The 20,756-nt window shown below is 63.9% G+C and carries 21 protein-coding genes; 14 read left to right on the top strand and 7 right to left on the bottom strand.

The features are described from left to right. The first annotated feature begins 77 nt into the window (after window positions 1-77). Together LSO07_RS03675 and LSO07_RS03680 are read left to right on the top strand one after the other, a co-directional pair. The gene (locus LSO07_RS03675; RefSeq protein WP_151092328.1) at window positions 78-1,235 is read left to right on the top strand and encodes an iron-containing alcohol dehydrogenase; all 1,158 of its coding nucleotides are present in this window, start codon (window positions 78-80) and stop codon (window positions 1,233-1,235) included. Window positions 1,236-1,257: 22 nt separating this feature from the next. Continuing rightward, the gene (locus tag LSO07_RS03680; RefSeq protein WP_151092330.1) at window positions 1,258-1,935 is read left to right on the top strand and encodes a type 1 glutamine amidotransferase domain-containing protein; all 678 of its coding nucleotides are present in this window, start codon (window positions 1,258-1,260) and stop codon (window positions 1,933-1,935) included. A 7-nt stretch (window positions 1,936-1,942) separates the two neighbouring features. On the opposite strand, the gene LSO07_RS03685 is transcribed toward LSO07_RS03680, so the two are convergent. After that, window positions 1,943-2,530 carry a TetR/AcrR family transcriptional regulator gene (locus LSO07_RS03685; protein WP_191909571.1) on the bottom strand — a complete coding sequence of 196 codons (588 nt, stop codon included), beginning with the start codon at window positions 2,528-2,530 and terminating at the stop codon, window positions 1,943-1,945. Between the two features lie 41 nt (window positions 2,531-2,571). On the opposite strand from LSO07_RS03685, the gene LSO07_RS03690 reads away from it, so the two are divergent. After that, window positions 2,572-3,099: a dihydrofolate reductase family protein gene (locus LSO07_RS03690; RefSeq protein ID WP_151092334.1), complete on the top strand. Its 528-nt coding sequence runs from the start codon at window positions 2,572-2,574 to the stop codon at window positions 3,097-3,099. On the opposite strand, the gene LSO07_RS03695 is transcribed toward LSO07_RS03690, so the two are convergent. After that, window positions 3,096-3,953 (bottom strand): metallophosphoesterase family protein, encoded by an 858-nt coding sequence (locus tag LSO07_RS03695; protein ID WP_225317165.1) that lies wholly within the window; start codon window positions 3,951-3,953, stop codon window positions 3,096-3,098. The genes LSO07_RS03690 and LSO07_RS03695 overlap by 4 nt on opposite strands. Before the next feature lie 85 nt (window positions 3,954-4,038). On the opposite strand from LSO07_RS03695, the gene bla reads away from it, so the two are divergent. From bla to LSO07_RS03710, 3 genes are all read left to right on the top strand, one after another. Beyond that, window positions 4,039-4,983: a subclass B3 metallo-beta-lactamase gene (gene bla / locus LSO07_RS03700; RefSeq protein ID WP_151092336.1), complete on the top strand. Its 945-nt coding sequence runs from the start codon at window positions 4,039-4,041 to the stop codon at window positions 4,981-4,983. A 275-nt stretch (window positions 4,984-5,258) separates the two neighbouring features. Further along, entirely contained in the window at window positions 5,259-6,467 is a 1,209-nt protein-coding gene (locus tag LSO07_RS03705; RefSeq protein WP_151092338.1) for an RtcB family protein, read from the top strand. A gap of 11 nt (window positions 6,468-6,478) precedes the next feature. Next, window positions 6,479-6,652: a hypothetical protein gene (locus LSO07_RS03710; RefSeq protein WP_167468624.1), complete on the top strand. Its 174-nt coding sequence runs from the start codon at window positions 6,479-6,481 to the stop codon at window positions 6,650-6,652. Here LSO07_RS03710 and LSO07_RS03715 read toward each other — a convergent pair. Beyond that, window positions 6,649-7,452, bottom strand: a complete 804-nt coding sequence (locus tag LSO07_RS03715) for a metallophosphoesterase family protein (protein ID WP_151092340.1) — start codon at window positions 7,450-7,452, stop codon at window positions 6,649-6,651. The two genes, LSO07_RS03710 and LSO07_RS03715, sit on opposite strands and share 4 nt — an antisense overlap. A 46-nt stretch (window positions 7,453-7,498) precedes the next feature. Then, complete coding sequence (locus LSO07_RS03720; protein ID WP_151092342.1) at window positions 7,499-8,404, bottom strand: LysR family transcriptional regulator; 906 nt, start codon at window positions 8,402-8,404, stop codon at window positions 7,499-7,501. Between the two features lie 119 nt (window positions 8,405-8,523). Between LSO07_RS03720 and LSO07_RS03725 the strand changes: the two genes are divergently transcribed. Together LSO07_RS03725 and LSO07_RS03730 are read left to right on the top strand one after the other, a co-directional pair. Next, on the top strand, window positions 8,524-9,390 hold the full coding sequence (locus LSO07_RS03725; protein ID WP_151092344.1) for a pirin family protein: 867 nt from the start codon (window positions 8,524-8,526) through the stop codon (window positions 9,388-9,390). Between the two features lie 66 nt (window positions 9,391-9,456). Continuing rightward, a complete protein-coding gene (locus tag LSO07_RS03730) occupies window positions 9,457-10,158 on the top strand; it encodes an isochorismatase family protein (RefSeq protein WP_208672447.1) in 702 nt (233 codons plus the stop codon). 6 nt (window positions 10,159-10,164) lie between these two features. On the opposite strand, the gene LSO07_RS03735 is transcribed toward LSO07_RS03730, so the two are convergent. After that, a complete protein-coding gene (locus tag LSO07_RS03735; protein ID WP_225317166.1) occupies window positions 10,165-10,920 on the bottom strand; it encodes a substrate-binding periplasmic protein in 756 nt (251 codons plus the stop codon). Between the two features lie 229 nt (window positions 10,921-11,149). Between LSO07_RS03735 and pnuC the strand changes: the two genes are divergently transcribed. Both pnuC and LSO07_RS03745 read left to right on the top strand, forming a co-directional pair. Next, on the top strand, window positions 11,150-11,740 hold the full coding sequence (gene pnuC / locus LSO07_RS03740) for a nicotinamide riboside transporter PnuC (RefSeq protein WP_151092348.1): 591 nt from the start codon (window positions 11,150-11,152) through the stop codon (window positions 11,738-11,740). Window positions 11,741-12,071: 331 nt separating this feature from the next. After that, window positions 12,072-14,630 (top strand): TonB-dependent receptor, encoded by a 2,559-nt coding sequence (locus LSO07_RS03745; RefSeq protein WP_191909572.1) that lies wholly within the window; start codon window positions 12,072-12,074, stop codon window positions 14,628-14,630. Here the strand turns inward: LSO07_RS03745 and LSO07_RS03750 are convergent. After that, window positions 14,627-15,430 (bottom strand): response regulator transcription factor, encoded by an 804-nt coding sequence (locus LSO07_RS03750; RefSeq protein WP_092608998.1) that lies wholly within the window; start codon window positions 15,428-15,430, stop codon window positions 14,627-14,629. The two genes, LSO07_RS03745 and LSO07_RS03750, sit on opposite strands and share 4 nt — an antisense overlap. 349 nt (window positions 15,431-15,779) lie before the next feature. Between LSO07_RS03750 and LSO07_RS03755 the strand changes: the two genes are divergently transcribed. From LSO07_RS03755 to LSO07_RS03770, 4 genes are read left to right on the top strand one after another with little or no spacing between them, the layout of a single operon-like run. After that, entirely contained in the window at window positions 15,780-16,310 is a 531-nt protein-coding gene (locus LSO07_RS03755) for a Csu type fimbrial protein (RefSeq protein ID WP_034778485.1), read from the top strand. 12 nt (window positions 16,311-16,322) lie between these two features. Next, window positions 16,323-17,051 (top strand): fimbrial biogenesis chaperone, encoded by a 729-nt coding sequence (locus tag LSO07_RS03760; RefSeq protein ID WP_225317167.1) that lies wholly within the window; start codon window positions 16,323-16,325, stop codon window positions 17,049-17,051. A 57-nt stretch (window positions 17,052-17,108) separates the two neighbouring features. Further along, window positions 17,109-19,460 (top strand): fimbria/pilus outer membrane usher protein, encoded by a 2,352-nt coding sequence (locus LSO07_RS03765; RefSeq protein WP_151092350.1) that lies wholly within the window; start codon window positions 17,109-17,111, stop codon window positions 19,458-19,460. After that, the gene (locus tag LSO07_RS03770; protein WP_151092352.1) at window positions 19,460-20,467 is read left to right on the top strand and encodes a Csu type fimbrial protein; all 1,008 of its coding nucleotides are present in this window, start codon (window positions 19,460-19,462) and stop codon (window positions 20,465-20,467) included. Before LSO07_RS03765 ends, LSO07_RS03770 begins: the two co-directional genes overlap by 1 nt. On the opposite strand, the gene LSO07_RS03775 is transcribed toward LSO07_RS03770, so the two are convergent. After that, entirely contained in the window at window positions 20,464-20,700 is a 237-nt protein-coding gene (locus LSO07_RS03775) for a hypothetical protein (protein WP_070278994.1), read from the bottom strand. The genes LSO07_RS03770 and LSO07_RS03775 overlap by 4 nt on opposite strands. Between the last annotated feature and the right edge of the window lie 56 nt (window positions 20,701-20,756).

Genomic DNA, 20,756 nt, shown 5'->3' on the forward strand with positions numbered 1-20,756 from the left:
AGGTACGCGGATGAGATTCGTCCGCGTTTTTTTGAACTGCATTCTAGACGACCAGTCTAATAACAAGGAACGACATCATGAAAAATTTTGAATTCCATAACCCGACCCGTATCGTCTTCGGTCTTGATACCGTCGCCAAATTGTCCACGCTGGTGCCGCCCGATGCGCGCGTGCTGATTTTGTACGGCGGCGCCAGCGCGGAAAAGACCGGCACTCTGGCCGAGGTACGCGCCGCGCTGGGCCAGCGCAGCGTGCAGGAGTTTGGCGGCATCGAACCCAATCCCAGCTATGAAACCCTGATGCGCGCCGTGGCCCAGGTGCGCAATGAAAAGCTGGACTTCCTGCTGGCCGTCGGTGGCGGCTCGGTGATCGATGGCACCAAGTTCGTCGCCGCCGCCGCCCTGTACGACGGCGAGCCGTGGGAAATCGCCGAGCGCGGCGGCGCCAATGTGCAGCGCGCCCTGCCGTTTGGCACGGTACTGACCTTGCCGGCCACGGGGTCGGAAATGAACAGCGGCGGCGTGGTGACGAAAAAAGCCACGCATGACAAGCTGAGTTTTCGCAACCCGCTGCTGTATCCGCAATTTTCCGTACTCGACCCCAGCAAAACGTTTACCTTGCCGGCCACGCAGGTGGCCAACGGCCTGGTCGACGCCTTTGTGCACACCACGGAGCAGTATCTGACCTATCCGGTGCAGGCGAAGGTGCAGGACCGCTTTGCCGAAGGCTTGCTGCAGACCCTGGTCGAGATCGCGCCGCAGGCCGTCGCATCGCCCGACGATTACGCCACCCGCGCCAACCTGATGTGGACCGCCACCCTGGCGCTGAATGGCCTGATCGGCGCCGGCGTGCCGCAGGACTGGGCCACCCACATGATCGGTCACGAACTGACGGCCCTGTACGACATCGACCATGCGCGCACCCTGGCCCTGGTGCTGCCCGCGCTGCTGGACGTGCAGCGTGAGCAGAAACGCGGCAAATTGCTACAGTATGGCGAGCGTGTCTGGAACATCACGGAGGGCAGCGACGACGAGCGCATAACCGCGGCCATCGCCCGCACCCGCGCCTTCTTTGAAGGGCTGGGCATCCCGACCCGTTTATCGGCCTATCAGCTGGGCCAGGAAGCGGTGGAAGCGGTACTGACGCAATTGGAAGCACATGGCATGACCTCCCTCGGCGAACACCGCGATATCGACCTCGCGCGCAGCCGCCGTATCCTCGAAGCAGCACTGTAACCCTGACATAAAAGGAAGCAACATGAATATCCTGATGGTACTCACCTCGCACGACAAACTCGGTAACACCGGCAAGAAAACCGGTTTCTGGCTGGAAGAATTCGCCGCGCCCTACTATGCGCTGCAGGAAGCGGGCGCGAAGCTGACGGTCGTTTCGCCGCTGGGCGGCCAGCCGCCGCTGGACCCGAAAAGCGACGAGCCGGATTCGCAAACGGATGCCACGCGCCGCTTCAAGCAGGACGCCGATGCGCAAGCCGTGCTGGCCAACACGGGCAAGCTGGCCGACGTGAAGGCAGCTGACTTTGACGCCGTGTTCTATCCGGGCGGCCATGGCCCGCTGTGGGACCTGGCCGAAGATCCGCACTCGATCGCGCTGATCGAACAGATGATCGCCGCCGGCAAGCCGGTCGCCGCCGTCTGCCATGCGCCCGGCGTGCTGCGTCACGTGAAGGCAACCGACGGTACGCCGCTGGTGCGCGGCAAGCAGGTGACGGGCTTTACGAATACCGAGGAAGACGCCGTCGGCTTGAGCGCGATCGTGCCTTTCCTGGTCGAGGACATGCTGAAGGAAAACGGCGGCGTCTACTCGAAGCTGGGCGACTGGCAGCCGTATGCCGTCACCGATGGCGTGCTGGTCACGGGCCAGAATCCCGCGTCGTCGGAAGCGGCCGCGCAGGCGCTGCTCAAGCTGCTGGCCTGATGCCAGGCTAGTTCCGGGCGGCCATGCCCGCCAGGATCAGGCCGACCGAAGCATGCCAGGCTGTGTCGCTGGCGGGCCTGCCCGCCAGCGCATAGCCGTGCAGGAAATCGACAAGCGCATCGCGCCCGCGCAGACGGGTTTTCTTGTCCAGGTCGAGGCTCTCCACAGCCAGCTCGAACAGTGCCGTGAACCGCTCGGCCACATCGGCTTGCGCCACCAGTCCGCGCGCCATCAGGCGCACGAAATACGGCGTGGCGCTGACCAGCTCCAGGTATAGCGCGCACAGCGCGAGCACACGCCGTGGTGCCGCCTGGCGCCGCGTAAACGGCGGCTGGCACGGATCGAGCGCGGCAAAACGCTGCACCATCAACGCTTGCAATAATTCCTCTTTTCCCGCGTAGTAGTGATACAGGGCCATGGCGTCGACGCCCAGGCTTTGCGCCAGCGCACGCATGGAAAACGCTTCGCCCTTTTCTTCCAGCAGGGCCAGGGCCGCTTGCAGGATGCTGGCGTTATCCAGTGCGGGGAGGGCGCGGCGCGGACGCCCGGCGCGGCGCACGGCAGATCCGATGACTTGAAGTTTTGTGGTTTTCATGGGCATAATTCTACACCGTAGAATTAAATGAAAGCACACCCATGAAAAAAACTTCTGTCAGCGTTTTTCTCGGCATCAGCATCGACGGCTGCATCGCCGGAGAAAATGGAGACTTGTCCTGGCTGGCCGAACTGGCCCCCGACTCGCCCGACGCCACCGGCTACACGGCATTGATGGATCAAGTCGATACCCTGGTGATCGGCCGCACCACGTATGACGCTGTGCTGGGCTTCGAGCCGTGGCCATATGCGGGCAAGCGCGTGGTGGTACTCAGCCACCGAGACTTCGCGCCGCGCCATGGCGAGCAGCGCCGCGAAGGCAGCGTGCGGACAGTGCTGGAGGGGTTGGCAGAGGAGGGCTGCCGCCACGTGTATCTCGATGGCGGCGCCGTCATCCGTGCCGGCTTGCGCGAAGGCGCCATCGACAGCCTGACCTTGTCCGTGCTGCCCGTGGTGCTGGGCAGGGGCGTGCGCCTGTTCGAGGATGGCTTGCCGCGCAGCGACTGGCGCCTGGACGGCACGCGCCAGCTGCCCAGCGGCGTGGTGCAGTTGCGCTATCGGAAAAATTAAACCGCGCTGGAGAGGTCGATGATGAAGCCGGAATCGTAGCGTTCATTCTCCGGCGTGCCATCGGGCCGCTTGTAGCCGCAGGGGTTGCAGACCACGCGGCAGTCCTGGACGTGGTAGTCGAGCGAAGCGTGCATGTGGCCATGCACCCACAGGTCCGCCTGCGCCACCAGCGCGTCCAGCTGCGAGGCGAAGGCGGGCGAGCCCAGGTTCGTCGCGTACTGCTCTTCCACCGACAGCATCGAGGGCGCCATGTGCGTGATGACGACGGTCTTGCCATCGAAGGGTTGCGCCATTTGCCGCTCCAGCCAGGCGCGGTGCTGCGCGTGCAGCTGCGCCGTGTCGGCCGCGCACAAGAGACGCGGCGTGTCGCCGCCTGTGCTGATGCGCTTGTAGTCGGGCATGTAGCTTTGCGCCGCGTTCAAGGCTTCGTCCCGGCGCTCCGCGCCGAACAGCAGAAAATCCGTCCACAGCGTGACGCCGAGGAAGCGCACGCCGTTGAGTACCACGGCATCGCCGTCGAGCAGGCGGATGCTGGCGCCCTGCGCATTGGCGCTGGCGCAGGCGTCGCGCACGGCATCCTGCATGTATTCCAGCTGATGCCCATAGCCCTCGTGATTGCCGTGCACGTACAGCACGGGCAGGGAGCCGAAGGTGCGCGCGGCCCAGGCGATGGCATTGCTGCCCGTATCGATGTCGCCGGCCAGGATCACCACGTCGGGTCGGCAGGCGGCAAGATCGATGGCGGGCGTGTCTTCGCCCCAGACTTCCAGGTGCAGGTCGGACAGGATCAGCAAACGCATGGCAGGAGGCGCGGCGAGGCGCACGGCAGTCAATGGGCCTCTATCGTAGCGCATGTCGCTGCGTCCGTCTGCTTGACCGCGCGAGGGTAGCGACGTTACCCTGTGGCATCGATTACCGCACACTCATTACTGGAGCCGCATGCCGCCTTTCTTCTTTCCCAAGACCCTGCTCAGTATCGCGCTGGCCGCCATGGCGCTGCCGTTTGCCGCGCATGCCGCCACGCCCGCCGTCGATCCCTTGACGCAGCCGATCGCCTCGCCGTATGCGGCGCAGTGGAACCGTCCGCAGCAACCGGCGCGCATCCACGGCGACACGTATTATGTGGGCGTGGGCGGCTTGAGCGTGGTGCTGATCGACACGCGCGAAGGCTTGATCCTTATCGATGGCGCGCTGCCGCAATCGGTGGCCGCCATCAAGGAACATATCCTCGAGCTGGGCTTTCGCCTGGAAGACATCAAGTTCATCCTGAATACGGAAGCGCATTTCGACCATTCGGGCGGCATCGCCGCCCTGGCCCGCGACAGCGGCGCGCAAGTGATCGCCAGCCCGCTCGGTGCGCAGGCGCTGCGCGCGGGATCGGTGCTCGCCATGGACCCGCAAGCTGGCGAAATCGATCCCATGCCCGCCGTGGAGAATGTGCGCGAGATCGCCGATGGCGAAACCCTGCAGCTGGGCGACGTGACCATCACGGCGCGCTACACGCCCGGCCATACGCCGGGCAGCACCAGCTGGACCTGGGTGTCGTGCGAGGATGCGGAGCGCAAGGAATGCCTGAGCGTGGTCTTCGGCGCGAGCCTCACGCCGGTGGCGGCCGACGATTTTCACTACCTGGGCGATGAACGCCATGCGGACCTGACGCCGGCCTTCCGCCGCGTCATGCAGGACTTTGCCCGGCTGCCGTGCGACATCCTGATCTCGGCCCACCCCGACCACTCCGGCGGCGACCAGAAGCTGACGCAATTGCTGGAAGGCGTCACGCCGAATCCCTTCATCGATGCGCAGGCGTGCAGCCGTTACGCTGCCAAAAATGAAGCCAAGCTCGATGCCCGCATAGCGAAAGAAAAAGCGGCTGCGACAAAATAACAACGTTGGCGTCTTCGCCATGAAAAGCGGTTGACGCACTGCAGCATAAGGTGCAGAATCGTCGTCCGCAGTTCAGATTAACCAGATAAAAGAAAGGAAACCCATGTTCGAGCAGGCTGGCAGCAAGTACGACCACTAGCCCCGTGCATGACGCTCGGGGCCATCGGCACATTGCCGATCCCGAGCCGGTGTCCTTCAAACCCCGGTGAGGAAACTCGCCGGGGTTTTTTGTTTCATAGGGGCCCCGGCATAACGACAAGACCAAGGAATACGTTATGCCCATCCATCAGACATTGCACGGCACCTATGTGCCCGTGCATATTTTTACCGACGATATCGACGCGCAGGCGCTGCGCCAGTTGCACAATATTGCCAGCCTGCCCATCGTCCATCCGCATGTGGCGGCCATGCCTGACGTGCATGCCGGCATCGGCGCCACCGTCGGCAGTGTGATTCCCACGCGCGGCGCCATCATCCCGTCCGCCGTCGGCGTCGACATCGGCTGCGGCATGAATGCCGTGCGCACGACCCTGACAGCCAGCGACCTGCCCGACAACCTGGCGCGCCTGCGCAGCGCCATCGAAGCGGAAGTACCTGTCGGCTTCGAGCAGCACGAATGGAGCCGTGTGCAAGGCTCGCGCCAGGCGCGCGCCGTGCGGCCCCTCGGCGACCGCCTGGCGCACATCGTCGAGCGTCACCGCGGCATTGCCAAGATGCTGCGCCAGTTCGAGCGCACGTGGATCTGCCAGGCAGGCACCCTGGGCGGCGGCAATCACTTCATCGAAATCTGCCTTGACGAGGAACAGCGCGTGTGGATCATGCTGCATTCTGGTTCGCGCGGCATCGGCAACGTGATTGGCCGTTACTTCATCGCTGCTGCGCAGAAGGACATGCGGCGCCACCAGCTGCAGCTGCCGGACGCCGACCTGGCGTACCTCAGCGAAGGTTCCACGGTCTTCGACGACTACGTGGAGGCGGTGGACTGGGCGCAGGATTATGCGCTGCTCAACCGCAGTGAAATGATGCGCCGCGTGCTCGACGCGCTGGCGAAGCATGCACCGCCGTTCCGGCTTGATGGCGAAGCGATCAACTGCCATCACAACTACATTGCGCGCGAAACGTATGGCAATGAGGATTTGTATGTGACGCGCAAGGGCGCCATTTCAGCGCGACAGGGCGAGCTGGGCATCATCCCCGGCAGCATGGGGGCACGCAGCTTCATCGTGCGCGGCAAGGGCAATCCGGAATCGTTCTGTTCCTGCTCGCACGGGGCGGGGCGCAGCATGAGTCGCAGCGAGGCGAAGCGCCGCTTCAACCGCTTCGACCTCGCCGAGCAGACGGCCGGCATCGAGTGCCGCAAGGATGGCGGCGTGGTCGACGAGATCCCGGCCGCCTATAAAAATATCGACGCCGTCATGGCGCACCAGAGCGACCTGGTGGAAGTGGTGCATACCTTGCGCCAGGTCGTCTGCATCAAGGGCTGAAAGGAGAAACCATGAAGATCAAAGTGAAAGCCACGCCCAAGCCGCGCAATCCGCTGGTGGCAGCCGCCAGGCTGCGCGGCGGCGCCGGCGCGCACCAGTCGGTAGCGTCGCCGCGCGCGGCACGCCGGGCCGGCAAGCACCGCCTGCAGCAATTGCTGGCGGGGCGCCTGAAGGCCGAGGACTAGGGCGTGCCCAGTTCGACGATGAAGTTCGGGTTGAACTGGGGATTTTGCGGCGTGCCGCTGCGCGTCTTGTAGCCGCAGGGGTTGGATACGACGCGGCACTGGCCGATGCGGTAGTCGCGCGAGGCGTGGATGTGGCCATGCACCCACAGGTCCGCCTGCGCGGCCAGCTCGTCCAGGCGCGAGGCATAGGCGGGCGAACACCCTTCGTTGCCGTAGGCATCATCGACCGAAAGCAGCGACGGCGCCATGTGGCTGATGACGACGGTAGCGCCATGGAATGGCTGCGCCAGTTCGCGCGCCAGCCAGGCTTTTTGCTGCGCGTGGAACATGGCCGTGTCGGCCGCGCGCAGCTTGCGAAAGCCCATGCCGGCCAGGCGGATGCGCTTGTAGTCGTTCATGACGGCTTCCGCGTCGCGCATGGCCGACTGGCGCGTATCGTCACCCAGCAGGCGGAAATCCGTCCACAGGGTGGCGCCCAGGAAGCGCACGGCGTTGCCAGCCTTGTCGGTGATGACGTGGGTATCGGCGTCGAGAAAATGCACGTTGTCCGTGGCCGCACAGAGCGCGCGCAGCTCCTGGCGCACCTTGTCGAGGTGGTGGCCATAGCCTTCGTGGTTGCCATGCACGTACAGCACGGGTAGGCCCGCGAATGTACTGGCGGCCCAGGCGACGGCGCGGGCGCCCGTGTCGATGTCGCCGGCCAGGATCACGGCGTCGGGGCAGCTGAGCGCGAGGTCGCCCTGCGGCGCTTCGTCGCGCCATAACTCGTGGTGCAGGTCCGACAAAATCAATAAACGCATGCGGTATCCAGGCAATTGGAGGGTATGCCATCGTACCTGAAAACCCTCACTCTTCCTCCAGCGCGGCGAAGCTGTGCGCCAGGTAGTCGATCAGCGTACGCACGGCCGGCAGCAGGCCGCGCCGCGACGGGAAAACGGCGTGGATGATTTCGCGCTGCGGCCGCCACTGCTCCATCAGCGGCAGCAGGCTGCCATCGGCCACCTGTTCGGTGATCATCATGGTCGGCAGCTGCACCACGCCCACGCCGGCCACGGCCGCATCGCGCAGGGTCAGCATGTCGCCCGTGACGAAGCGCGGCACGTGGCGCAACTGGGCGCGCGCGCCATCGGGGCCGTACAAATCCCACTGGTAGTGCTGTTGCGGCGTGCCCAGGGCCAGGCTGGGCCAGTCGGCCAGGTCGGCCGGCGCCTTCGGCACGGGCGCGCCGGCGAACAGCAGCGGACTGCCCACCATGCACTGGCTGCGTTCGGCCAGCACGCGCAGCACCAGGTCGCTGTCGGGCAGCGGCGGCGGACGCACGCGGATGGCCATGTCGATGCCTTCGGCTACCAGGTCGACGCGGCGGTTGCTCGCTTCCAGCAGCAGCGTGACCTGCGGATGTTCGCGCATGAAGCCGGCCAGCATGGGCGCGACCAGGGAGTGCAGCAGGGCGATGGGACAGGACAGGCGCACCGTGCCCCGTGGCGCGGCCCGCGTCAGTTCGATCGCTTCCTGCGCCGCCTCCGCTTCCACCAGCATGGCCTTGCAATGCTCGTAAAACGTCTGGCCCACGTCGGTGACGGAAAAGTGGCGCGTCGTGCGCTGCAGCAGGCGCGCGCCGAGGCGCTCTTCCAGCAGGGCGATGCGCCGGCTCAGTTTTGATTTCGGCATGCCCAGCGCGCGCCCGGCCGGCGCGAAGCCGCCATGGTCGACCACCTGCACAAAGTAATACAAGTCATTCAAGTCCTGCATGCCATCTCCTTGATCGTTCTATTTTTGGAACGCTGATGGCATATTTTACCGTCTACCGGCTTCATCGTTGCAAGCGTATTCTGTCTTCATCGTAATGCAAACCCCAACAGGAGATCGAGATGAACACAGTCACAGGTATCTACAGCGCACCCCGCCAGCACTGGGTCGGCGACGGTTTCCCCGTGCGCTCGATGTTTTCGTATAACGGCCATGGCAAGCAGCTGAGCCCCTTCCTGCTGCTCGACTATGCCGGCCCTGCCGAATTTGCCCCCGGCACCCGTCCGCCCGGCGTCGGTTCGCACCCGCACCGCGGCTTTGAAACGGTGACCATCGTCTACAAGGGCGAAGTGGCGCACCGCGATTCGACGGGCCAGGGCGGCGTGATCGGCCCCGGCGACGTGCAATGGATGACGGCTGGCGCCGGCATCCTGCATGAAGAGTTTCACTCGCCTGCCTTCACGCAGTCGGGCGGCACCCTGGAAATGGTGCAGCTGTGGGTGAACCTGCCGGCCAAAAACAAGATGATGGCGCCCGGCTACCAGGCCATCACCGGCGACACGATTCCCACGGTGGCGCTGCCGGACGATGCCGGTTCGTTGCGCGTGATCGCCGGCGACTTCGACGGCCCGCATGGCCCGGCCCGCACGTTTTCGCCGATGCAGGTGTGGGACATGCGCCTGGCTCAGGGCAAGCTGACGGAGCTGCCCGTGACGAGGGGGTGGAGCACGGCGCTGATCGTCCTGCACGGCACGGTGCTGGTCAATGGCGAGAGCGTGGTGCGCGAAGCGCAGATGGCGCTGTTCGAGCGCGATGGCGACAGCATCACCATCGAAGCGAACAACGACGCCGTGGTTCTGCTGCTGAGCGGCGAGCCGATCGACGAACCCATCGTCGGCCACGGTCCGTTCGTCATGAACAGCGAAGCGGAAATCGTGCAGGCATTCGAGGATTTCAACAGCGGCCGCTTCGCCCGTATCGCGCCGTAATGTGCGTCATTAATTTGTGCAGTACCCATGCCGCATCCCGCGGCATGGTTTTTTGAGGAGACCACCATGAGCACCCCCGCCAACTTCCAAGGTTTGCCACCGATGATCGATCCCGACGACGCCGTCATGCTGCTGATCGACCACCAGAGCGGCTTGTTCCAGCTGGTGCGCGACATCGAGCAGCACGTGCTGCGCGGCCACGTCACGGCGCTGGCCAAGCTGTCGCGCCTGGCCAACATGCCGACGTTTACCACCGCTTCCGTGCCGGACGGCCCGAACGGCCCATTGATCCCGGAAATCCACCATTTCAACCCGGACGCCGTCTACATCCCGCGCACGGGCCAGATCAACGCCTGGGACAATCCGGCCTGGGTCGACGCCATCGAAAAGACGGGCCGCAAGACCCTGCTGATCGCCGGCACGCTCACCAGCGTGTGCATGGCTTTTCCCACCATCAGCGCGCTGGCGGCCGGCTACAAGGTGTTTGCCATCATCGACGCCTCGGGCAACTGGTCGAAGATGGCCACCGATATCACCATGGCGCGCGTGACGCAGGCGGGCGCCGTGCCGATCGACACGTATGCCGTGCTGGCTGAAGTGATGAGCACCTGGAACCGCGCCGACGCGATGGAATTCGCCGCCATCATGACCGACCATATCGTGCCGCCGTACCGCGCCCTGATCGAAAGCTACGACAAGGCGCAGGGCGTGCAAAAGAATGGCCGCGAAACGAAACTGGAAATCCTCGAGGCGGCATCGAAGGGCTGACCTCCGCTACGGTGCTTCGTAGCTGTTGCGTATCGCCGCCAGCACGCCGCGCTGTTCCAGGTGCGTGATGGCGGCGTTCAGGCGCGCCAGGTCGGCGGCGCTGGTCGTGCGCGCATTGAGCATCAGGTGCACGGGGGCGCGCAGGGCCAGGAAGGGCAGGGCGTTCAAGGCGACGCCCTGCAGGCGCGCTTCGTGGCGCACGGCCAGCACATCGCCCAGCAGCAGGTCGGCGCGGCCCGCATCGAGCATGCGCACGCCTTGCTGGAAGCTGCCGAACGCATTCAGGCGGCCGGCCTTTTCCAGCACCGGCCGGGCCGCCGCGTACTGCGCGCCATACCAGCCCACTTTGGGCGCCAGCAAGGTCGCATTGCCGCGCGCGAGCTGCGCGAAGCTGGCGATCTGGCGCTGGCTGGCGGGCGCGCCGGATTTGCTGAAGAGTCCCACGGCTTCGTCGCGATACGGGATGGAAAAGCGCGCATAGGACTGGCGTTCCGGCGTCTCCGAGGCGGCCAGCATCAGGTCCAGTCCCCCTTTCTGGAACAGCAGCTGGCGCCGCGCCGTGGGCAGTTCCGGCAAGGTGACCAGGGTGCAGCGGGCTTGCTTGAAAATGGCTTTCAGCAAATCCAGGTCCAGGCCCGTATAGCGGTCCTGGGCATCGCGGTAGACATACGGCGGCCACTGCTCCAGCGCCATCGTCATGCGGCAAGCCACGGCGGGCAGGGCAGATACGCCGAGCACTGCCGCAAACAGGAGATGGCGCATGCGCATATGGGAGCTTCCCTGGAGTTTCAACTTGATAGTCAATTTGCCAGAATGGCCAGGGAAGTCAAGGGCTGCGGCCGCTGAAGGCCGGCCTGGTTCGCATTTCCTCGATGTTTGCGCGTTTTTTGCCGCTTTCCCCCATGGGTGCCGCCTCCGGCGCGGCGAACACCGTGCAGTGTAATCGGCTATAGTGGCGCGGTGCCACCACTGCCCCGCAAAGGAAGACCGCTTGACTGCCCCGCTCGAGATCGCCGCCAATGTGCTGATGACTGCCTCCATCATCCTGGCTGGACGCAATAATATTCATTCCTGGTGGATCGGCATGGTCGGCTGCGTGCTGTTTGCCGTGCTGTTTTTCCAGGTCAACCTGTACGCCGACGTGATGCTGCAGCTGTTTTTCATCGTCACCTGCGTCATCGGCTGGCTGCAATGGCGGCGCGGCGCCAACGGCAAGCCCTTGCCGATCACGCGCACGGGCTGGCGCAGCCTGGCCTGGGTGGTACCGGCCGGCATCGCCTCCGTGGCGATCTACGGCCTGCTGCTGCACCGCTTTACGAATGCCTACGCGCCCTTCATCGATTCGGCGGTGTTGGTATTTAGCATCATCGCGCAATTCTTGCTGATGAGCCGGCGCATCGAAACCTGGGCTTTCTGGCTGCTGGTCAATACCGTGGCCGTGCCGCTCTACTACAGCCGCGGCCTGCACCTGACGGCCGTGCTGTATGCGGCCTACTGGATCAATGCCCTGATTTCCTGGTACTGGTGGGGCGTGCAGGCACGCCGCGCGGCGGAGGCGCCTGCGGTGATTGCCGACGCTTGATATTGCCATATACCAAGTCCTTAGATTCAAATCATATATACAATCAATTTTTAATTCGTTCACGCGCTAAAGACACCAGGATATAGTGGCCTTTCCCCGCTTACCGGTGTTTTTTATGTTGCGTTTTGCCATTTCTGCCTGTTTTTCCGCCGTCCCGCACCAGCTGACCATGCAATGCATGGCGCAGTGGATGCCGGTGCGTGCCCGTCCACGCATCCCCTAAGTCAATCCATCCATTTCGTTGTCGTTTGCCCGCTGGCCCACCCGGTCCGCGTGCCCCTGCTCGGCCTTTTTTATCGGAAAAAGGCTGCAATCCCAATAAGAGGAAACCATGTTCAAACCACTCGCCATCAGTCTTGCCATCGCCGCCGCCTTTCCTGCCTTCGCCCATGCCGAGGACGAGATGCTGCGTGTTAACGTCACCGGATCGAATATCCGCGTCAGCGAAAAGGAGGGCGCCAGCGCCGTGCAGGTCATCACGGCCAAGGAATTGAAAGCCGGCGGCAAGACCAGCGTGTCGGACGTGCTGCGCGCCATCTCCGCCAATAGCGGCAACAGCTACAACGAACAATATACGGGCAGTTTCTCGGCCGGCACTTCGGGCCTGTCGCTGCGCGGCATCGGCCAGCAAAATACCCTGATCCTCGTGAATGGCCGCCGCGTGGCCAGCTATGCCACGGCGCAGGATTTGCAGCAGACCTTCGTTGACCTGAACAGCCTGCCGATGGCGGCCGTGCAGCGCATCGAGGTGCTCAAGGATGGCGCCTCGTCCGTGTATGGCTCCGACGCCGTGGCCGGCGTGGTCAACATCATCCTGTACAAGGAATTCACGGGCACGGACATCACGGCGCAATGGGGCGGCTCGACGCAAGGCACGGGCCAGCACGAAAAGAGCGCCGCGCTGCAAACGGGTTTCGGCAAGCTCGAGGAAGATGGCTACAGCGTGGTCTTCTCGGTCGATGCCCAGCAGCGCGACAAGCTGCAGCAAAGCGACGTGGCATGGCTGCGCGATGCCGATTACCGGCAGCAGCAGCGCGGCAGCCTGGGCTGGACCGCCACGAATTACGCCGGCAACGATCCCACGAAGACCCTCGGCGGTGTGCGCGGCCCGCTGCAGCTGGTGCCGTACAAGGACATCAATCCCACTGGCAGCGGCCAGGTGCTGGCCTACAATCCGGCGCCGTATAAAACGCTGATCCCGGGCATCCAGCGCATCCACTCGTCGCTGCGCGGCACCCTCAAGCTGAACGCGGACACGGAAGCCTATGTCGACTTGCTGCACAGTTATTCGCGCGCCGACCAGACCTTCAGCGCGCCGCTGACGGTGAACAACGCCACGCGCGTGTGGAACAACAGCACCAAGCTGCTCGATACCATTCCCGTGGTGCTGCCCGTGGGCCATCCGAACAATCCGGGCACGACGCCCTTGCCATTTACCGCCACGCTGTTCGACCTGGGACCGCGCCTGAAGCAGGACCGCGTCACCTTCTACCGCGCGCTGGCCGGCGCCAAGGGCACCTGGGCGGGCTGGGACTGGGATACGGCCGTGGCCCATTCCAGCAGCAAGCTGGAGGAAACGGTGCAGAACTTCGTCAACCGCTATGAATTCCAGAAAGTGCTGGCCGACGGCAGCTACAATTTCTTTGACCAGTCGCAAAACAGCGAAGCCGTGCGCAACCGCCTGCGCCTGTCGACCCTGCGCCCGGCCGAATCGACGCTCGACACGCTCGACTTCTCGGCGGCCAAGGATATCTGGGACCTGCCGGCTGGCCCGCTGGGATTTGCCGCCGGCGCCCAGTGGCGCCGCGAAAAGATGGATTCGCAAACTTCGACGGCCGTGCTGTCGGGCACGGAACTGCGCCCCGCACTCAATATCATCAACGGCTCGCGCAATGTGTCGGCCCTGTTTGCCGAATTCAATGTGCCCGTCGTAAAAGACCTGTCCGTCAATGTGGCGGGACGCGCCGACCATTACAGCGACTTCGGCAATGCGTTTTCGCCCAAGGCCAGCGCGCGCTACCAGGCGGCGCCATGGTTGTTGCTGCGTGGCACCGTTTCACGTGCCTTCCGCGCGCCATCGCTGCCGGAAATCACCGACAGCACGGCCGTCAGCTATACCGGCGTGATCGATGCCCGCGATCCCCTGACGCCGACGCAGTCGCGCGGCGTGACGGTCATGACCATCGCCAATCCGAACCTGCGCCCCGAGCGGTCGAAGAACCTGAACCTGGGCGTGGTGGTGTCGCCCACCAGCAGTTCGAGCATCGGCCTCGATTACTACCGTATCAAGCAGGATGGCGTGATCGGCACGGCCAGCGCCACCACCATCCTCGAGAATGAAAGCACGGCGCCGCAACAGATCACGCGCGGTGCCGATGGGCGCATCACGACCCTGTACCGCCAGTTCCGCAACCAGGGCCAGCGCGAAGTGTCGGGCATCGATATCGACCTGCGCCAGCGCTTCGTCGACAAGGACTGGGGCAAGCTGACCCTGGCCGGCCAGCTGAGCCGCGTGCTGCGCTTTGCCGAACCGCTGTCCGATGGCGCACCGCTGACCGATGGCGCCGGCACCAACTACTTCGGCTCCATCCCGAAATGGCGTGGCGTCACGTCGGCCACCTGGGAGCAGGGCAAGTGGTCGTCCACGCTCACATGGAACTACGTGGGCAGCTATGCGCAGCAGCAGCACCTCGATGAATCGGTGGCTGCCTTCAGCACGTTCGACGTGACCAGCAGTTGGCAAGTCACGCCGGCGGCAAACGTCACCTTCATCGTGCAAAACCTGGCCAACAAGCGCGCGCCCTGGGACTATGCTTCCACCGGCTTTGACTTTACCCAGGCCGATCCGCGTGGACGCGTTGCGGCGCTCAAGCTGAACTACAAGTTCTAACCACTCGCCGCCTGCCGCTGCCCCGTCTGCTCCTGCAGGCGCTGGCGGTAGGCGCTGGGGGGAACGCCCATGCGTTCGCGAAAGGCGGTGGCGAAGTTGCCCGCGTTGTGAAAGCCGATCAGCAGGGCGATATCCTGCACGTCGATGTCCGTCTGCTGCAGCAATTCCACGCCGCGGGCAATGCGCGCTTCGCGGATGAAGGCGAAGACCGTCATGCCCGTTTGCTCGCGGAACATCAGCGTCAGCTTTTCGCGGTAGGTGCCCACGCTGCGGGCGATTTCGGACAGGTTCGGCAGGCTGCCCAGGTTGTCGAGGATCAGCTGTTTGACCGCATTGACGAACACCAGGTCGGGATGCTGCAGCTTGTCGCTGATCGGCGCCGTTGCTGGCAAGGTACTGTTGCTTTTACGCATCAAACCCAGGTGGATATGGATGCGCGCGGCCAGTTCTTCCGGCGTGAACGGCTTCGAAATGTAGTCGACGCCTCCCACCTGCAAGCCCATGATGCGCTCCTTGGCGGCATCGGCGCCGCTGAGAAAGATCACGGGAATCTCTTCCGTTTCGGGATTGGCCTTGAGCAGACGGCATGCCGTGTAGCCATCCATCTCGGGCATGCGCACATCGAGCAGGATCAGGTCGGGATGCGTGGCCAATGCCAGCTGGTAGCCCTGGTAGCCGTTGAAGGCAATGCTGAAACGGTAGGGCTGCTCGCTGAGAAGCTCCATCAGCATGCGCTGCTCGAACGCGGAATCATCCACGATCAAGATGTTTTTTTTGATGGTTTCGCTGGTCAATGGCATGGCATGGATGACTTAACCAAAAAGCAAGTTGTGGCTTATTATGCCTCGCTTTTTCTTTTTTTTCTGCTTTTCTCGTATTTCAAAAGATGTTTCTCCGCGAGAAGAAGCGCGGATTTCCCAGATCGCCAATAATTCATTCATGCATTGATTTTAAGCAATGTCGATTGCCAAAAAATCTGTTTTGCCAATGCTGCAAACAATGCCGGAGTCCCTTGATTCCTGACTCCCGGCGCAAGTATTTTGTCGTCCTGGTTTGCGTGCCCAAGAAAACGCCGGCAATACCGTGACTATCCTCGACGCCCTCCATATTGGCGGGCTCATTAATGATGTTTCATCATCAGGAGGTATCATGTTGCGAGTTATCTTTCCCCGCCTTATCGTTGCTGCCAGCGTGGCTATTGCCGCCACGGCGCTCCTGCCTCGTGGCGCCGACGCAGCCGTGTATCTGAATGGCAGCGCCAGCACCACCTTTGACGTCACCCTGAAAATCATCGCCAATTGCACCATCGCGGCGGCCAATCTCGACTTTGGCCAAAGTCAGGGCGTACTGGCTACTGCCGTGAACGTCAATACGACCGTGAACGTCACCTGCACCAATACCACGCTGTATAACGTGGGCTTGACGGCCGGCTCGGGTACCGGCTCGACCGGCACGACGCGCTATATGAGCGGCACGGGCGGCAACCTGGGGACGGTGCAATTCAATCTGTACCAGACGGCCGGCAGCACCTTGTGGGGCGATACCCAGGGCACGAATACCGTCGGCGGCACCGGCAACGGCTCATCGCAGCCGATCACGGTGTACGGCAATATTCCGCCGCAAGCGACACCGGCCCCCGATACCTACAAGTCGACGATCACGGCTACCGTTTACTTTTAAGCCAGGCGCTGCGTGAAGGCCTGTGCTGCTTCCCTGATGAAAGGCGTGCTGGCATTGCTGGCTTGCTGCGCTGCGGGCGCGCACGGCGCCAGCCTGCAGATTTCGCCGGTGACGCTCAATTTGCGCGCCGCACAGAGTGCGGCCGGCATCAGCCTGCAAAACCTCGGCGACCAGCCCATCTACGGGCAGGTGCGCGTGTTCGTCTGGGATCAGCGCGATGGCGAGGAAACGCTGGCGCCGACGCAGGAACTGGTGGCCAGTCCGCCGATCGTCGAAATCGCCGCCAACAGCCGGCAGACGATCCGCCTGGTGCGTGCCCAGGCTGGCCCTGTCGCGCAGGAAAAGACGTATCGCGTGCTCATCGATGAAGTCAGCCGCGAAGATGAGGCGGGCCGCAGCGGCGTCGATATCCGCCTGCGCTACTCGGTGCCCGTGTTCGTGCTGCCGGCCGGTGCGCCGGGCAAGGAAGTGCTCGACTGGCAAGTGTTCCGCGAACAGGGCGAGTGGATGTTGCGTGTCAAGAACAGCGGCAATTTCCATGCGCAGATCGGTGCGATGACGTTGACGAACCAGGCGGGCAAGGAGTTTGTCATCAGCAAGGGGCTGTTTGGTTATGTCCTGGCGGCACGCATGCGCGTATGGCGCCTGCCCGTTGCCAGGGAGGCTGAACTGGATGGGCCGTTGAGTATTGCGGTAAATGTGAATGCCAAGGCACTCATTGCCAAGAATTCGACACCTTGAACATGGCTGCCATGACGGGCCGGCTTGCTGCGCGCCTTGGGCGCAAGCGGCGAAACCATGAAATGCGTCCTGGCATCCTTGCTGCTGCTGGCCATGGCACCGCTGGCCAGGGCCGATGCGGCGGCCGTGACGGGCGCCGATCCGGGCCCCGCCAGCTTGCCCAGCGATCCGGCGGCGCCGAATGAACTGTATCTGGAGGTCACTGTGAATGCTGAGTCAACCGGGCTGATCTTGCGCTTTACCCAGGTGGGCAAAGGCTTGCGCAGCAGTGTGGCGAACCTGCAGCAGCTGGGGCTGGACCCGGCGCGCCTGGGCGCATCCGGTCAGGCCGAGGTCGCGCTCGATGCGATTCCCGGACTTCGCTATGACTATGATGCGGCGCGCCAGAGCGTGTCGCTGCAGGTGGCGGACGACTTGCGCTCGCCTTACCGCATCAGCGCGCGCACGACGGCGCAGACGCCACCATCGCGCGTCACGCCCGGCGCCGTGCTCAATTACGAAGCGTATGCGGAGCTGGGCCAGACGCGGCGCGCCGCCATCTTCAACGATTTGCGTTATTTTAATGACAGCGGCGTCTTCAGTAATACCGGCACCTTGAACCTGGGGTCGGACCAGCGCAAATACATGCGCTTTGACACCTTCTGGAGCCACGCGGACACCGAGACCTTGCAAACGTGGCAGGTGGGCGACCTGATTTCCTCGTCGCTCAGCTGGAGCCGCGCCGTGCGTGTCGGCGGCGTGCAGTGGCGCAAGAATTTCCAGCTGCGCCCTGACCTGCTGACCTTTCCTGTCGCCTCCGTCGATGGCACGGCGCTCGTGCCTTCGTCGCTGAGCCTGTATGTCAACGGCGTGCAGCAATATGCTGCCAGCGTGCCCAGCGGTCCATTTGTGCTGAACCAGGTGGCCGGCATCAATGGCGCAGGGCAAGCCACCATCATCACGCGCGATGCGCTGGGGCGCAGCGTGACGACCGTGCTGCCCCTGTATGTCGATACGCGCATGCTGGCCGGCGGCTTGAGCGATTACTCGGTCGAGGCGGGCGCCGTGCGGCGCGACTATGGCCGCCGCCTGTTCGGCTATGAACGGCAACTGGTCGCCAGCGCTTCGGGCCGCCACGGCGTCAGCGACAATTTGACGATTGAAGGCCATGCGGAACTGGCCGCCGGCCTGTATCAGGCGGGGGCGGGCGCACTGGTGCGGCTGGGCCAGGCGGGCGTGCTCAACGGTTCGCTGTCGGCCAGCGCCGGCCGCAGCCGTGGCGTGCAGCTGGGCGCCGGCTACCAGTACATGGGGCCGCGCTTCAGCGTGGATGCGCAAAGCGTGCGCGCCAGCGCCGGGTTTGGCGACCTGGCCTCGCGCGACGGCAGCCCCGTGGTGCGCGCGGCGGACCGCCTCACCGTCAGCCTGCCATTGCCGGCAGGAAGCAGCATCAGCAGCAGCTACATCAGCTACCGCACGCCTGGCGCGCCGCCATCGAAGCTGGCCACCTTGGGCTATTCGGCCACCCTGTTTCACGGCCTGTTCTTCAACGCCAGCCTGTTCCAGGACTTGCGGCAACGCGAGAAACGGGGCTTCTACTTTGGCCTGAGCATGGCCTTCGACAACAATCTGGCCATCAGCGTGAACAGCAGCCGGCAGAACGGCGAGAGCGGCCGCAGCATCAGCGCACAGCGCGCGGCGGACTTTGGCGGCGGCTTCGGCTGGAACTTGCAGGCCGGTACGGCGGGCAGCAATGCCTATCGCCAGGCGCAGGTGGAATACCTGGGCAATGACGGCCGCGTGAGCGCGCGCACGCAAAGCAGCAGCATGGGCAATGCCTCTTCGCTGGGCGCGGCAGGCGCGCTGGTGCTGATGGATGGCCATATCGAGACGGCGCGCCAGGTGGGCAACGGTTTTGCGCTGGTTTCCACGGGTGGCGTGGGCAATATTCCTGTGCTGCATGAAAACCGCCAGATCGGCGTGACGGGCAGGAGCGGCTATCTGCTGGTGCCGAATTTGAATCCCTATGGGAATAACCAGATCAGCATCGCCACGGATGAACTCGATGTTGACGCGCGGGTACCCGTGAGCAATATCAATGTCGTGCCGCAGCACCTGGCGGGCGTGCTGGCGGCCTTTCCCATCGAGCGCTACAGCGCGGCCACCGTCATCGTCCAGGATGCGCAGGGCAGGCCGCTGGCCACGGGCTTGCCCGTGTTGCACGTGCAAAGCGGCAAGCAGACGGTGGTGGGATTTGACGGCATCGTTTTCGTCGATGATCTGCTTGAGCAGAATCAGCTGCAAGTTGGCGAAGGCGACAGCGCCTGCACGGTGCGTTTTGCCTATGCGCGTCCGGCGGCGGGCGGCTTGCCCGTGATCGGGCCGCTGCACTGCGTTAGCGCTGCTGCCGGCGCCGGGGCAGGCCGCTGATGCGCCGCCTGCTGTTATCGCTGACTCTGCTGATGGGCTGCGCCTGGGGCAGCGTGGCGCAGGCGGCAGACACCTGCACGGTCAGCATGACGAATATCGATTTCGGCTCCGTCAGCCCGATTTCCGGCACCGATTACGTGGCGCAGGCAACGGGCACCTTCAGCTGCCTGTTTTCGTCGCTGAACCTGGGGCAGTTGCTCACGCCCAATGCGCAAGTGTGCATCTCGCTGGGGCTGGGCACGAATTCCACCTCGGCCCTGCCGCGCAAGCTGGGCAACGGCAGCAATCGCATGGAGTACAACGTGTACGTGGACAATTCATATGCGACGGCGAAGATCTGGGGCGGCGCCGGCGTGACGGGCGCGCCGTCGACCTTCGGCATGATCCTGTCGGCCGGCTTGCTGGCGCCGCCCGGCACGTATTCCACCACCTTTACCGTGTACGCAAAGATCCCCGCCGGCACGGCCCTGGCCGCCGTGCCCACGGTCGCCAACGCCAATACCGCCTATACGTCGAGCTTTGCCGGCGTGGGCACCTATACCTACACCACGTATGGCCTCATCAACCTGCAGGGGTGCACGGCCAGCAGCGGCAGCTTCGGTTTCACGGTGAATGCCACGGCCATCAACGATTGCACCATCACGGCCACGCCGATGGCGTTTGCGAATGCTTCCATCCTGACGGGCAACCTGCGCAGCACCAGCACCCTGTCCGTGCGTTGCGTGAACAACAATGCCTACCAGATTGCCCTCAACGGCGGCAGCGTGGCGCTCAATGTGGCCAACCGGCAAATGAAGAACACCGTCACCACGGACAAGGTCAGTTACCTGCTGTCAGCCACCCTCGACGGTGCGCCATGGGGCGATGGCACGGCTGGCACCAGCATGGTGACAGGCACGGGCACGGGCGCCAGCGTGCCGCTGACGATCTACGGCCGCGTGCCGGCGCAGGTGTCGCCGCGCCCCGGCGACTACAAGGACACGGTGACGGCAACGATTTATTTTTAGAACGTGACGGTGACGAGGTCGGCGCCCGATGGCGTTGCCTGCTGGAGCAGCAGATAGGGCGTGTTGTGCTGGCAGCGTACCTGGGCGCCGCCGCGCTGCGAGACGATGGTGCACGCATCGTGGACGACGAAGGTGGCCTGGAACGATGCGGAAGAGACGGTACCGGCGGTGGTGGTCTGGCAAACGGCAAGGGCAAACAGGGCTGGCAGTACGGCAAGCTTCAAAGGAGTCATCTTGGATGCATCTGGCGAAAAACGGGCGTGGTCAGCGACGCCGCATGGCAAGGCTG

This window comes from Janthinobacterium sp. PLB04 (assembly GCF_021165895.1).
GTDB lineage: Bacteria > Pseudomonadota > Gammaproteobacteria > Burkholderiales > Burkholderiaceae_D > Janthinobacterium > Janthinobacterium lividum.